General features: G+C 58.1%; 14 protein-coding genes, 1 tRNA gene and 1 pseudogene. 6 read left to right on the top strand and 10 right to left on the bottom strand.

Translation table 11 applies throughout. From position 1 onward, the window contains the following. Nucleotides 1-152: 152 nt before the first annotated feature. The 4 genes and pseudogenes from B5G28_RS03660 to B5G28_RS03645 all read right to left on the bottom strand — a co-directional run bounded on the left by B5G28_RS03660 (nt 153) and on the right by B5G28_RS03645 (nt 4,826). A complete protein-coding gene (locus B5G28_RS03660; RefSeq protein WP_087246370.1) occupies nt 153-464 on the bottom strand; it encodes a helix-turn-helix domain-containing protein in 312 nt (103 codons plus the stop codon). Between the two features lie 70 nt (nt 465-534). Next, nucleotides 535-1,464: an FtsX-like permease family protein gene (locus B5G28_RS03655; RefSeq protein ID WP_144265468.1), complete on the bottom strand. Its 930-nt coding sequence runs from the start codon at nt 1,462-1,464 to the stop codon at nt 535-537. A gap of 486 nt (nt 1,465-1,950) precedes the next feature. Next, nucleotides 1,951-3,465 (bottom strand): annotated as a pseudogene (locus B5G28_RS03650) (recombinase family protein). 899 nt (nt 3,466-4,364) lie between these two features. Further along, entirely contained in the window at nt 4,365-4,826 is a 462-nt protein-coding gene (locus B5G28_RS03645; RefSeq protein ID WP_087246369.1) for a hypothetical protein, read from the bottom strand. 458 nt (nt 4,827-5,284) lie between these two features. Here B5G28_RS03645 and B5G28_RS03640 point away from each other — a divergent pair, with 458 nt between their 5' ends. Continuing rightward, nucleotides 5,285-6,604, top strand: coding sequence for a phage/plasmid primase, P4 family (locus tag B5G28_RS03640; RefSeq protein ID WP_087246368.1), 1,320 nt, complete (start codon nt 5,285-5,287; stop codon nt 6,602-6,604). Between the two features lie 228 nt (nt 6,605-6,832). Beyond that, on the top strand, nt 6,833-7,012 hold the full coding sequence (locus tag B5G28_RS03635) for a hypothetical protein (RefSeq protein ID WP_087246367.1): 180 nt from the start codon (nt 6,833-6,835) through the stop codon (nt 7,010-7,012). Nucleotides 7,013-7,097: 85 nt separating this feature from the next. Here B5G28_RS03635 and B5G28_RS03630 read toward each other — a convergent pair whose 3' ends face one another. The 3 genes from B5G28_RS03630 to B5G28_RS03620 are packed head-to-tail and all read right to left on the bottom strand — an operon-like array spanning nt 7,098 to nt 9,486. After that, nucleotides 7,098-7,826 (bottom strand): ABC transporter permease, encoded by a 729-nt coding sequence (locus tag B5G28_RS03630; RefSeq protein ID WP_087246366.1) that lies wholly within the window; start codon nt 7,824-7,826, stop codon nt 7,098-7,100. Between the two features lie 2 nt (nt 7,827-7,828). After that, the gene (locus B5G28_RS03625) at nt 7,829-8,578 is read right to left on the bottom strand and encodes an ABC transporter permease (protein WP_087246365.1); all 750 of its coding nucleotides are present in this window, start codon (nt 8,576-8,578) and stop codon (nt 7,829-7,831) included. Beyond that, entirely contained in the window at nt 8,575-9,486 is a 912-nt protein-coding gene (locus tag B5G28_RS03620) for an ABC transporter ATP-binding protein (protein WP_087246364.1), read from the bottom strand. Before B5G28_RS03620 ends, B5G28_RS03625 begins: the two co-directional genes overlap by 4 nt. Nucleotides 9,487-9,636: 150 nt before the next feature. On the opposite strand from B5G28_RS03620, the gene B5G28_RS03615 reads away from it, so the two are divergent. Both B5G28_RS03615 and B5G28_RS03610 read left to right on the top strand, forming a co-directional pair. Then, nucleotides 9,637-10,323 (top strand): response regulator transcription factor, encoded by a 687-nt coding sequence (locus B5G28_RS03615; RefSeq protein ID WP_087246363.1) that lies wholly within the window; start codon nt 9,637-9,639, stop codon nt 10,321-10,323. After that, complete coding sequence (locus tag B5G28_RS03610) at nt 10,320-11,543, top strand: HAMP domain-containing sensor histidine kinase (protein WP_087246362.1); 1,224 nt, start codon at nt 10,320-10,322, stop codon at nt 11,541-11,543. The genes B5G28_RS03615 and B5G28_RS03610 overlap by 4 nt, the downstream gene beginning before the upstream one ends. A 194-nt stretch (nt 11,544-11,737) precedes the next feature. Here B5G28_RS03610 and B5G28_RS03605 read toward each other — a convergent pair. Then, nucleotides 11,738-11,814 (bottom strand) — tRNA-Val (locus tag B5G28_RS03605). Nucleotides 11,815-12,052: 238 nt separating this feature from the next. On the opposite strand from B5G28_RS03605, the gene B5G28_RS03600 reads away from it, so the two are divergent. Continuing rightward, the gene (locus B5G28_RS03600) at nt 12,053-12,232 is read left to right on the top strand and encodes a FeoB-associated Cys-rich membrane protein (RefSeq protein WP_087246361.1); all 180 of its coding nucleotides are present in this window, start codon (nt 12,053-12,055) and stop codon (nt 12,230-12,232) included. A gap of 64 nt (nt 12,233-12,296) precedes the next feature. Here B5G28_RS03600 and B5G28_RS03595 read toward each other — a convergent pair whose 3' ends face one another. Continuing rightward, a complete protein-coding gene (locus B5G28_RS03595; protein WP_204228804.1) occupies nt 12,297-12,590 on the bottom strand; it encodes a SqdX protein in 294 nt (97 codons plus the stop codon). A 31-nt stretch (nt 12,591-12,621) separates the two neighbouring features. Beyond that, a complete protein-coding gene (locus tag B5G28_RS03590) occupies nt 12,622-12,831 on the bottom strand; it encodes a hypothetical protein (protein WP_087246360.1) in 210 nt (69 codons plus the stop codon). A 182-nt stretch (nt 12,832-13,013) separates the two neighbouring features. On the opposite strand from B5G28_RS03590, the gene B5G28_RS03585 reads away from it, so the two are divergent. After that, the gene (locus B5G28_RS03585) at nt 13,014-13,637 is read left to right on the top strand and encodes an XRE family transcriptional regulator (protein WP_087246359.1); all 624 of its coding nucleotides are present in this window, start codon (nt 13,014-13,016) and stop codon (nt 13,635-13,637) included. Nucleotides 13,638-13,639: the final 2 nt, after the last annotated feature.

The following is a 13,639-nucleotide window of genomic DNA, read 5'->3' as shown; positions in this document are numbered from 1 at the left end:
CTTCTCTGCCAATGAGGCATCTTTCTCAGGTCGATTCAGTCGCCTTACAAAGCTGTAATAGCCGCTTCTGGATACCGAAAAGAACCTGCACATGACTAGTACAGAATACTTCTCCCTGTAACGATAAATCACGGCATACTTTGCCTTTGCACTCACTTCCTTCCTGTGGACCGCAGAAAATCCCGCAGCAACTCATTCTCCATCTTCAACCGCTGGATCTCATAGGCTTGCTCGGCGATTATATCTCCAGGTTCAGCAACTTTTCTCGGACGTCCTTTTGGTTTGGGAAAAATTCCTGCTTCCTGTTTGGCCTGTTTGCGGTTATATCGGTTGATCCAATTCTTGATTTGTACCTTGCTTAATCCCAATTGATTCGCGATCTCTTGCCGGGTCGCTCCTGCCTCTCGCAAGGCTAGAATTTCTTCCTCTTTCACTTGGATATGTGTGTATTTTTGTCTGGACATACGAACGCCCCCTGTATAGGTTTATTTTCCTACACAGGGGGCGTTTTGTCTATTGTCCGTTTTTACTGGTTCAGTTCAAACAGGCCGCCTGGCCCTGAACCGCCAGCCCGGCCAGGCAGAGCAGCAGGCCCAGCACTACCCCCAGCGGCAGGCTGGCCGCCAGAAGAAAAAGCGCCTCCCACAGACAGATCCGGAAAATCATTCCCTTGGCTGCGCCGATCATCCGCAAAGCAGTCCATCCTTCCTCCCGCCGCCGGAGCTGGATGGAACACATGCCATACACGGCGCAGAGGGTCAGAAAGGCGCAGCCTGCCACAAACACCGCGAGCCCCTGACGGGAAGCGGGGTCCTCCGGGTAAGCATAGGTATTTTTGACCCAGGTGGGGTCCTGCGCGCCGTCCAGATATGGGACCACAGGAACAATCCCGTTATAGCGGCAGAGCAGCTGGACGGCAGGCCGCCAGCCGGCGGGCAGGCCCTCGGCCCCGGAAAGGACTGCATCCACCGGCAAATTGCCATCCACCGCCCAATAGGCATCGTAGGAGGGCAATACGCCGCAGAGGGTATAGCGGAGGAGAACCGGATCGCCGTCGCCGTTTGCCGCCCAAAACGAAACCGTCTGCCCCAGCTCATAAGAGGCCCCAATACCGTCCAGCACCGAGGTGGTCATGGCGATTTCGGATTCGTTCTGCGGCAGGCGGCCGCTCAGCAGTTCCAGACGGCCGCAGGAGAAATACCCGGCATCCGCTGTGCCCAGCGCGCCGAAGGCCAGACCCTGTTCATTGACCAGAAAAGCGTACTGTTCTGCCCGGCCCACGGCGGCAGGGTCTGTCTCCTGGATGAACTCCGCCGCCTCGGATTCGCTCAGGGCGTAGCGCGCAATCTGCCACTCGCCATAGATCGACTTGCGGGTCTCCTCCATGGCCACCGCACCGCTGCTGTCATAGCAGAGCATAGCCGTCATCAGGGCAAACGCTGCCGCCAGGACACAAAGCATCATCCCGGTGGCCCGCCGGCGGCCTTTCAGGCCCTTCCATGCTATGTTCGAAAAGACAGTCCGCATTTCATCCACCTCGCTTTTCGATTGCCGGGGCGGCAATCCTCCGCTGTTCGGCCGCCGCCTTTCATGGTCTGACGGGCGGCTGTGCTTTTATTACAGTATAGCATAGAAAAAAGCAAAGTCATCGAAATTGCAGCAAACGCCGAATAACTGGTACTGAAGTGAAGACAAGATATTTGAAGCGGACCGCCGGGCCAGACATTATGGATTTCTGCCAGAGCGGCGAAGGCACACCATACAGGCCCGAAGGATTGAACCTCTCCGAACAAAATTCCCAGGACCCGGCAGCTGCCGGGTATATAGCAAAAAAAGCAGGTACACCCTGTTTCAGGGTATACCTGCCTTGTTTTCTGGTTTGTCTTTGTCCGAAGTTCTGCCGATGCGGAACACCCCGCCCCTGGCCCCTGCGAAACCGAACACGCCGTTTCAAACAAAAAAGAACCCGAACACCTTGACGTGTTCGGGTTCTTTTGATGGTGGGCCATTCCCATCAGCGCTCGAACCCAAAACCTCACGAAGGGGGACGGTCTTGGCGTTCTCTTTGAAGTTGAAGTTCAGCACTACCCGGTCCTCAAAGACATAGACCGAGTTGACGAAGTTGTCGATGATCTGCCGCTTGTAAGCAGGACTGTTCACATCTCCCTGGCGGAACCGCTCAAACCAGAACAGGATCTGTTCCCGGCTCAAAGCTGGCCGCTGCAATTCTTCTTCCAGGATGTTGGCCTTGAGGGTGTCCTGACGGGCTTCCAGTTCGTCCAGGCGCTGCTTGGTGGTGGGCGTCAGGATGCCCTGCTCAATAGCCTCCAGCAGGTTGGACAGCCGATTTTCTGTGTCCCGGAGCTGCTCCTTCAGCACTGGTAGGCGGGTGCTCTCCCGGCCCTGGGCTTCCAAAATCAAATCGGTCAGGTGTTCGATGACCGGATCGTTCAAAACCAATTTGACCGCTGTATCCACCACAAAGCGCTCCAAAGGCTCTTTGCGGATGGCCTTGAGGTTACAATGCGCCTGTCCCTTGCGCTTGGCTTTGCCGCACTTATAGTAGTGATAGGTGGTGCCCATGTGGCTGGTGCCGCTCTCGCCGGCCATCAGGGTGTCGCATTTGCCGCAGAACAATTTGGTGGTCAGAAGTTAGTTGACCTCATCTTTGGCCGGGCGGCCATGGGTGATTTTGTTCTTGGCGAAACGTTCCTGCACCCGGTCGAACAAGTCCTTGTCCACAATGGCGGGTACACCACCGGGGATCACAATGTCCTTGTAGCTGTACTCCCCAATGTAGCGGCGATTCTTGAAGATTTGAAAGAAGCTGTTCTTGACAAATGGCTTCCCGGTGCGGGTGCGCAGGCCGCGTTCGTTCAGGGAGGCCGCTATCTTTTCGGCGGGTTCGCCGTCGGCATAGCGAGTGAAGATCTCCTGCACGATGGGGGCCGTCTCGGGGTCGATGTGATAGAGCCGATCCTCTTTTCCAATGACGTAGCCCAGCGGCACCACGCCGCCGTTGTACTTGCATTTGAGGGCGTTTTCCTGTTCGCCGCGGGCCACCTTGATGGCCAGCTCTGCCGAATAGTACTCGGCCATGCCGATGAGCAGGCTCTCGACCATGATGCCCTCAGGGCCGTCCGAGATCGGCTCCATGACCGAAACGAGATGGACGCCGTTCTTTTCAAGCTGACTTTTGTAGTAGACTGCATCGTAACGGTTGCGGGCAAAGCGGTCCAGTTTCCAGACCAGGACTGCGTCAAAGATTTTCCTGGCACTGTCCTGGATCATCCGCTGGAACTCGGGACGGTCGTCGGTCTTGGCAGAGTAGGCCCGGTCAATGTAGGTGCCCACGATGGCGACGCCATTGCGCTCGGCGTAGTCTTTGCAGTCCATGAGCTGGCCTTCAATGGAGGCTTCGCGCTGGCTGTCCGAGGAGTAGCGGGCGTAGATGGCGGCGGTCATACAGGGGCCTCCTTTCGCAAGAACAGGCAGATAAAGCAAACTTTCGTATAACGTGTATACCATATTTTGTGAGACAAGGCAAGCGTTTTGCCGCAAACAGTTGGTATATCAGAAAAAGCCGCGGCGCTTTTTGAAAGCCAGAAAGGAAAAGTTTTGAAAAAAGCGATAAGCAAGTATTGACCTGTGGCCACAATTTCAAAATTTGAAATCGCAGCACACTTGCCGGTCGTACTTGTTGGGGAGTGCCTTCCCCAAACCCTGCGGCGGTGCAGCCGGAAGAATCCAAAGAAACCGCGCAGGGGTTTCGTGGCACACGACTTTGCTGGCAAAGTCTAGTGTGTTATACCTTTGTGAAGGAGAGGGCAACGAGAGCCGGTTCTACGCTTCCTGTTCCAGCGATTGCAAACCAGCCTTTTTGCCCTCTGCGGAGCAAAGGTATATCACCCTCGTCTTTTGTCTTGATATTTCGTCACATTTGGCGTTCTGCTGAAATTTTCAATCCATTCTATTGCATCTCGACGAAAATGCTTTCTTGCCGTAAAAAGCTGTTGACATCCTGCGCGAACCCATGATATACTCACCAAACAATTAAATATAGAAAATAAATCACATAGATATTTTGGCTCGATTCTCAAAGCATTCGGAGCGATCGGAGCAGTTTTAGAACAAATTGAATCGCTACATAAAACAGAACTGGAGGCCTCCCGAGAAGGGAGAGTTTTCCGGTCTGTTTGTGTAGCGATTTTTTGCTTCCGTCGCCCTGTTTGCACTTTGAGAACCGAACGACCGTCTGCATGGAATACCCGGCCAGGACCTCCCTCAGAACGACCAGGGGGAGCGAGCCGGACAACGCCGCCCGAAGGGGGCAGGAAGCTCATGCAGGGAGAGCGGCAAGCCTTTTACAGGCTCGTATTGTCTGCACTTCCCATCGACCGCAACTCGTCCAGCGCATTGACCGCCGCGTGGTTGAGCGCCTCGTTTTCTGAATCGGCAGAGGCTTTCTTGTTTGTGAGCCGGACTTTACGGATCGCCTTTTCGATCTCTCTGGAAGTATGTCCCGCTTTCAATGCCTGGATCGCAAAACTAGCGATGGTAATACAGTCATCCTGGCTGAACTTGTCTTGTATCAGCATTCGCCCAAGCTGCTCCAAGATGCCTTGTTTCCCGCCTGCCGTTTGAGTGGAGGCATCGGAGCACCATAGAAGGTCACTGTCTGGAATTTCGGTAGCCGCTACCGAAATCAACTCGACGCCTTCATACATGTACACAGCATTGACAGCTTGCCGTCTGCTAGAAGCGTAAGCCTCGGTAATGTGCGTATCGATTTTTGGCCGGCCCCGGCCTCGCTTGTCCTGTTCCATGATTCCGCCCTCCTTCTACGCTGGGACTTTACTCTATTGTATCATAAACCTTCATCAAAGCATAGCACTGGAGGGATCAAAAAAGAATTTCGGTAGCGGCTACCGAAAATATTGCTCAACAGAATATTGACCAATAGGCCCTCTCGTTACGCTGCGAGAGGGCCTTCGCTTTGTCCAAGAGTGTGGAAATTGGGGCATTTTGAGGCAAATTTCCAACCTCTTGGACATACGGGAGAGCTCTGGATTTTCTGCTATACTGTCTCCAATGTAAAACTGAATGACCGTCCTCACCGCCCAAACCGCCACGACCTCCACGGAGCGAGCGCCCGAAAGGGATGGCACAGCGCCCTCAGAGATGAAGGGTTGCCTGTCAGAAGCGATGAGGGAGACCGGCAAATGATCCGTCCCGGTATACGGCAAGACGCCCGATACCACCAACTGCAAAGAAAGAGGTGTCAATGAAATACGAAAAGCCCCGCAACCCTGCATGGCCTGATTGGTACGATGGCAAGAAGATCAATGAGGTCCAGTTCTGCTACGACTTTTTGAAATTCCATCCACTCAAGTGCATCGCCGGTCGGTTTTACACGCCGGACGGCCCTGTAGAGGACGAAGCCGAAATCAAACAAAAGGTCCTGTTGGAGATCGAAAGCTATGTGACCAGCGGGCTTTCTAAAAAGGTGAGCAGCATCCTGGATAGCCTGCGGCTGTTGGCCTACTCCGCTCCTATAAAGATCGAGACCGACCGTATCCACCTGCAAAACGGAGTCTATCATCTGGCTGATGGAACCTTTCAGGAGAACAAGATGTTTTGCCGCAACCGTCTGCCGGTGGCCTATAACGCCCAGGCCGCTACTCCCGAACGCTGGCTGACCTTTCTCGGCAACCTGCTTGACGCTGAGGACATCCCCACCCTGCAGGAGTACCTTGGCTACTGTCTCATCCCTAGCACCAAAGGTCAGCGGATGATGCTCATCATCGGCAAGGGCGGGGAGGGCAAGTCTCGCATTGGTCTGGTGTTCAAAAAGCTGATGGGCGACGCCGCCAGCAACGGCAGTATCCAGAAAATTGAGATCAGCCGTTTCGCTCGTGCCGACCTGGAACATCGCCTGCTGATGGTAGATGATGACATGGACATGAACGCACTTCCCAAGACCAATTACCTCAAGTCCATCGTGACCGCTGAGGCCAAGATGGACGTAGAGCGCAAGGGCATCCAAAGCTATCAGAGCGACATCTATGCACGTTTCCTCGGCTTCGGCAATGGCGCGTTGATTTCCCTATACGACCACTCGGACGGCTTCTGGCGGCGGCAGCTCATCCTGACCACCAAAGAACGTCCAGCCGGCCGGGAGGACGACCCTTTTCTGGTCGAAAAGCTCTGTGAGGAACTGGAAGGCATCCTTCTCTGGTGCCTGGAAGGATTGACGCGGCTCCTGCGAAATAACTATAAGTTTACGCTCAGTGCCCGCGCTGCCAGCAATCTGGACACCGTCAAACGCAGCAGCAACAATGTCCTGGATTTTCTGGAATCGGAGGGTTACTTCCGCTTCAAAGCCGACGCCGAGGTCAGCTCCAAGTGCCTCTATGAAGTCTACAAGGTCTGGTGCGACGACAACGCCTGCCGTCCGGTATCACCCAACCGGCTCAGCACCGAGCTGAACCAGCAAAGCCTCCGTTATAACCTGGAAGCCACCAACAACATTTATTTGCCAGGCGGCCGCCGGGTGCGCGGGTTTATAGGCATCGAGACGCTCATCCATCCCTGCCAGCAGTAAAAATTTTTAAAAAACAATGCTGTACAGACTGTACGTACTGTACACTGTACGGCAGCCAAGAAAGCTGCTTTTAAAAACAACGTATCATCAATCAAACTTCAAAAATCGTACAACGTACAGCTCGATGTTCACTGTACGCGAATTTTTGAATCAGCACACAACACATAAAAGAATTGAGGTGAAATTTTATGAAGCACATCTTCCCCAACATGACATGGAGGACAGTACTTGACCAGAAAAAAGGATGTAGAGAAAGAATACGGCCTGCCCACAGGTTCTCTCGAATGCCTGGCCCGGACATTTCTGCCCGGGATCCAGGCATTTTTTGAAATCGAGGAAAACCAGAAGGCTTTCGAGGCTTGGCTTGCACGACGCCCGCAGGAGCCAAAAGAAGAAAAGGCTGCCTAAGAAAGTACAAAGGCAGAGCATCCTACCGGGCGCTCCGCCTTTTGACTGTTGTATGCCATCGTTGAACTCATCGGCCAAGCCGCCCTCACTCCGCCGCCGCATCCCGCTTTTGCGCCAGCCAGACCGAAAGGGCCGTAAAGGCTACGGTGTAGCACAGAGCCGACAGCAGGAAGGGCGCCAGGTCCAGCTCCATGGTGGGGTTGTTTGCCCGCATCCCCAGACAGAGCAGCGCGTAAGGAAACAGATACCCCCACCCCTTGGCGGTGCACAAAAGGCCCAGGATGCCTCCTGCCAGGCCAAAGGCCACCGGCGGGGCGAATGTCCGCACCGCCAGGCTGACGAACAGCTGCACCGCGCAGACCGTTATGCTCCCCACCGCCCCGCAGAACAGCCATCCAGGCAGCTCGGGGGGCAGTGGGCCGGGCAGGCCCACCAGCTTGCCGCTGAGGACGAATAGCCCGCCGATGCACCCCTGGGCCAGCACCGACGTCCCGGCGGCCAGGATCAGCTTGGCCAGGCACAGGTCGGCCAGCGGCACCGGCGCGGTGAAAAAGCTATTCCAGTTGTGGCCGGCCTGCTCCAGCCGCCACTGCCAGGCGCAGAACACCCCCAGCAAAGCCGGCAGAAAAAACAGGGAGGAAAACAGGGTGTGCTGGCTCCACAGGCTGTACCAGGCATTGTCCAGCACCTCGATATTACCCAGATAGTTGGCCGTGCCCAGGATGGCAGGCACCACCGGGAGCACCACAAAGGCCAGCCATACCGGAGCACGGCGGCATTTGCCCAGTTCCGCCCGCAAACAACGCAGCAGCATGGTCACACCTCCTTTTTCACAAACAGGGCCCGGCCCGCCAGCAGAAAGGCTGCGGCCCACACACAGAGAAGAATGAGGTCGGCGGGCGCAGGCCACTTCCAGAAAAAGCGGGTCACACGAGTGGCCTCGTTCCAGTCCATCCGCACCAGGGCCAGCAGCCCGTAATAGCCCCAGGGCACAAAGCGGACCAGGGCCGGCGGAAAGAGCATGGACAAGATCCCCAGAAAGCTGCCCGCGACCCCGCATACCAAGGCCGCCGCCTGGTTGGCGTAGTACAAAGACAGCCCCTGCTGCAAAGCGTAGACCATCATGGACACCGCCCAGGAGATGAGGGTGAACACCCCAAACCGCACCCAGGGGACCGTCCCGGGAAAATGGAGGGCCATCCCCATGGCTGCAAAAATGCCGGTGCGGACCACCAACAGAGCGCCCAGCACCAGAGCGCCCCAGGCCAGCTTGGCGGCATACAGCTTTCCTGGGTTTGCCATAGTTTCCAGCAGCTTCCAGGTACCGCCCTTGTGCTCCAGCTCGCAGCTGCGGCTGGCCAGCACCGCTACGCTGAGGGGCAGGATGATGGCGTCGATGAGGGCCAAATTGTAGAGCAGCAGCATCCACCCCCAGGCCAGGTCCTCCGCATCCTGCCGGGTGAGGAAGGCCCCGAACCAGAACAGTTCCACCCCCAACACCGCAGCGCAGACCAGGACGATGTGCCGTCGCCGGCACTTGAAAAATTCCAGCCTGAGCAGGTTCATAGGCTCGCCGCCTTTCCGGTCAGTTCCAAAAAGATGTCCTCCAGACTTTTCTGCCGCTCCTCCAGCCGGAGGATGCCCAGCCGGTTTTCGGCCAAAAAGCCGGTCAGCCGGGCCGTCTCCCCGTCGGGCAGGATGGGCAGGATCAGATAGCCGTCCTCCTCCTGACAGGGCAGGCCCCGGTCCCGCAGCAAAGCCTGCGCCACCGGGTCATTGGTGGTGCGCAGGGCCAGATGGTGGGTGCTGCGGCTGTGCAGGGTCTCCAGGGTGTCCTGAAACACCAGCTCCCCCTCCCGGATGATGCCCACATGGTCGGCCATCTGGTCGATCTCGCTCAGCAGGTGGCTGGACACCACCACCGTCATCCCGAACCGCCGGGGCAGGTCGCAGATCAGCTCCCGCATCTCCTGGATACCTGCCGGGTCCAGGCCATTGGTGGGCTCATCCAGGATCAATACTTTGGGGTAGCCCAGCAGGGCGGCGGCGATGCCCAGCCGTTGCTTCATGCCCAGAGAATAATGGCCGGCCAACTTATCCCGCTGGCCGTCCAAGCGGACGATCTGCAGCACCTCCCGAATGTTCTTCTCCGGCACGCCCCGCAGGGACTGCACCACCCGCAGGTTTTCCTCCCCGGTCAGGTGGCCATAATAGCTGGGGCTTTCGATCAGGCTGCCCACCTGCCGGAGGATGTCCAGGCGGTTGGCGCTGTCCATCGTTTTGCCCAGTACCTGGATGCTGCCCGCGGTGGGATGCACCAGACCCAGGATCATTTTCAGGGTGGTGGATTTGCCCGCCCCGTTGGGCCCCAAAAAGCCATAGACACAGCCCTCCGGCACCCGCAGATCCAGGTGGGACACCCGCATGGCGTCCCCGTACCGCTTGCACAGGCCGTGTGTCTCAATGATCTCCATAGCAAGACCTCCTTCATGGCACCATCTTACCACTGCCGCCTTACCTGCCCATGAAGGCTACCTTACGTTTACCTTGATTTTGAGCCCGGCCGCTGGACGAAGGGCCGGCTCCTTTTTATAATGGAAGCAGTCGGGAAAGGAGGCTGTGCCATGGCCTACCGCATTTTGATCGTGGATGACGAGCCTGCATTGCAGCAGCTGGTGGGGGAGATTTTGTCCGGCGCAGGCTATGAGACGGACAGCGCCCTGTCCTGCGCCCAGGCCCTCGAACGGCTGCGGGCCGCCCCGCCGGACGCCGTGCTGCTGGACGTGATGCTACCGGACGGGGACGGCTTTTCCCTGCTGGGAAAAATGCAGGCGGTCCGGGATCTGCCGGTGCTGTTCCTTTCCGCCCGGGATGAGGATGAGGACCGGCTGAAGGGGCTGGGCCTGGGGGCGGACGACTACATCACCAAGCCTTTTCTGCCCCAGGAACTGCTGCTGCGGCTGCGCTCGGTGCTGCGGCGGGTCTACCGGGAACAGCTCCAGGTCTCCCGTCTAGGCGATACGGAGATCGACTGGGGCAAGGGAACCGTCCGCCGGGGCGGCGCTCAGACCGCCCTGACAGCCAAGGAGTTCACCCTTCTGAAAACGCTGTGGGATGCCCGGGGCAACATCGTCACCACAGACGCCTTGTGCGAGGCCCTTTGGGACGGGCCGCTGGTGGGCTATGAGAACACGCTGATGGTGCACATCCGCCGCCTGCGGGAAAAGGTGGAGGCAGACCCCTCCCACCCACGCTATCTGCTGACGGTGCGGGGATTGGGTTACCGCCTGAAACGGGAGGGAGAGAGATGAATCTGCGCAGCTTTTTGAAAGGGACCCTGCTGATGACCGTCTCGGCGGCTCTCATCGCCCTGGTAACGGTAGTGGGATTTCTGGCCTTTATTTACTACAATAGCAGCGGGGGCCGGGATTGGGGCGTTCCCATTCAGCAGGTGTCGGATGCACTGGACCGGGACGGGACAGAGTACCGGTTCAAGGGCGAGGAACTGTTGGAAACAGGCTGCTGGGCCATGCTGCTGGACCAGCAGGGGCAGGTGGTCTGGTCTTTCCGCAAACCGCAGGAGGTGCCGGAACAATACACAGTTGCCGATGTGGCCGCCTTTACCCGCTGGTATCTTCAGGATTACCCGGTGCAGTGCTGGGTGCGGGAGGACGGGTTGCTGGTGGTGGGCTCCCCCAAGGGCAGCCTCTGGAAGCACGATATCGCTATGGACATCCGGACCCTGCTGCAAACGCCTTTTTGGTTTGGAGGCATCTTTCTGCTGGCGCTGGGGTGTGTGCTGGGGCTGTCCTATCGGGCAGCACGGCACTGGTTCCGGCAGGCCCAGCAGGCGCGGGACGCCGCCCGTTCCGAGTGGATCAACGGCGTCTCCCACGACATCCGCACCCCTCTATCGGTGGTGATGGGGTACGCTGCGCAGCTGGAGGAAGCGCCGGATCTCTCCCCCACCCGCCAAAAACAGGCGGCCATCATCCGCACCCAGAGCCAGGCCATCCGGGACCTGGTCAACGACCTGAACCTGACCATGCGGCTGGACTGTGCCATGCAGCCCCTGCGCAAAGAGACGGTCCACCCCGACAGCTTTCTCCGGCAGACTGCCGCCGATTTTCTCAACGGCGGCATGGCCGAGGGCTTCCCTTTCGAGATTGACCTTCCCGCCAAGCCCCTGCCCGCCGTCGAGGCGGACCCCTTCCTGCTGCGGCGAGCGGTGAACAACCTGCTCACCAACTGTGTGCGCCATAACGTCCCCGGCTGTTCCATCCGGCTGGGGGCTCGGGCTCGGCAGGGCGGGCTGGTCCTCTGGGTGGAGGGTGGAGCTACGGCGGACGCTCCCGCCCCGGCAGGGCCCGACCACCCTCTGGAGCCGGACGGCGGGGCCTCCCACGGCACCGGCCTGCGGCTGGTGGCCCAGATCGCCGCGGCCCACAGCGGGCAGGCCAGTTTCTATGCCGGGCCGCCTTTCCGCTGCGAGCTATGGCTGCCGCTGGGGCAGATAAAAAGTGGGCCATAAACGCAGAAACGGATCAACGGATCGCGCCGGATCATGATCCGCAGCAAAAAGGCAGAGCACCCTTACCGGGCGCTCTGCCTTTTATGGTTTTATGCAGTTGTGGTTGTCCTGCTCCCGCGATGCAGCACTTCAGACAAAGAAAAAACGTACCCGAACCCTTCCCCGTAGAGGATTGGGTTCGGATACGCCTTGTTTGGTGGAGAATTAGGGACTCGAACCCCAGACCCCCTGCGTGTGATGCAGGTGCTCTAACCAGCTGAGCTAATCCTCCGAATCGGAACAGGCATATTATAGCATGAAGGCCGAAAAATTGCAAGCCCTTTTTTACATTTTGGTCCAAAAATTTTTCCTGTTCCGCAAAGCGACGTTCAGTCGGTGTTTTTTGGGGTCAGGCATTGCCCCCGGGGTCAAAATCGTGTATACTAGAAGCCATCCGAACCGCTCCGCAGGCCCTGGCCGGCGGAATTCGGGCGGTTTGCTCCATCTCACACAGAAAAGAGGTTGTTTCTATGCTGACGGTGCGCGGGATCATCACCCTGGTGGTTCTGATCGTTCTGTTTGCCCTGGCGGTGGTCTGGATCTCCAAAAATGGCGGCTGGAAGGGCGAAGGCTGCGGCGGCAACTGCGCCTCCTGCCACCAGCGCTGCGAATCCCCCCGGACAACGGACAAAGATCCCCCTCAGACCTGACACCACAAGCCCCTGCCCGGCCCCTGCGCCGTCGGCGGGGGCTTTTCTGTTGGCTGCACCCGGCCTACAGCGCCCCTTCTTGGGCGGCGTATACCGCCAGGGTGCTCATCAGGTCGGTATTGGCCTTTTGATAGGTGGTACGGCCAATGTGCAGTTCTTCCAGTACCTGTTCCTCGGTCCGGTGGCGGCGGTAGCGCTCCTTCAGGATGCCCGCCCGGATGGGGTCCCTGCGCTCATAATAGGCCGCGGTGCGGCGCAGCGCCTGGGCCCAGCTGAGGTTCCGGGGATCGGTCTGGCGCTCAATCAGTTTCCAGTGCCACAGCGCCGCGCGGCACTTCTGTCGATCTTCAACAGTCATGAATCCCCTCCCATTTCAGATGATTTTCAATCTACTTCAAGTACCAGAAACACCGGGTCTGTTCCTCCGGGCTGAGGCCCAGAAGAACGCTCAGCCGCTGGGCTTCGCTCAGCTTGAACTCGCTTTTTCCCTCCAGTTTGTTCCGCAGCGAGCTGTCGCTCATCCGCATGGCCCGGGCCAGATACTTCCGCTTGTAGCCGCTGACCTGGACCCTCTGATTCAGTCGTTCACGATCAATCATTCTGTGCCTCCTTCTCAAGTTGTTGGGTTGATTATCGATCTACTTGCAAGTCTACCATAAAGGTGATTTATTGTCAACATCTATTGGGTATTTCTCTGAAAAAGTTGATTTAAATGCAATTTTATGGTATACTCAGGGTGCAAAACCCATCGTTCACCCTGCAAACAAAAGGAGGCATTCCCATGTCGGTCCTGTCGGTCCGCATCCGCCAGAGGCGGGAGGAGCTGGGCATGAGCCAGGAAGAGCTGGCCGCCCGGATGGGCTATCGGTCCAAATCTTCCATCACCAAGATCGAAAAGGGGATCAACGACATCCCCCAGAACAAGCTCGAGGACTTTGCAGCCGCCCTCGAGACCACCACTGCCTGGCTGCTGGGTCTGGAGGCGGAGGCCGTCCCGGTCCCCGCCGGCTTTGAGCCCCTGCCCCGGATGACCCAGGTGCCCCTGGTGGGGTCCATCGCCTGCGGCACCCCCATCACCGCCGAACAGAACATCGAGCGTTATATCGGCGTCCCCGCCGACTGGCACGCCGACTTTGCCCTCACCTGCCACGGGGACAGCATGTCCCCCACCATCCGGGACGGGGATATTGTCTGCATCCGGCTCCAGCCCGAGGTGGAACAGGGCGAGATTGCGGCGGTGCGCATCGGGGATGAAGCGACCCTCAAACATTTCCACCGCCAGGGGGATACCGTCATGCTGCTGGCCGACAACGCCGCCGTCTGCCCGCCCATGATCTATGCCGGGCCCCAGCTGGCCGAAATTCAAATCGAGGGCAAGGCCGTGGGCCTTTGCCGCAGCTTATAAGG

The organism is Faecalibacterium sp. An77 (genome assembly GCF_002161315.1).
In the GTDB taxonomy this organism is placed as follows: Bacteria; Bacillota; Clostridia; order Oscillospirales; family Ruminococcaceae; genus Faecalibacterium.
Note: the sequence above shows the minus strand (reverse complement) of the source record. Positions and strands in the feature narration are given on the sequence as shown.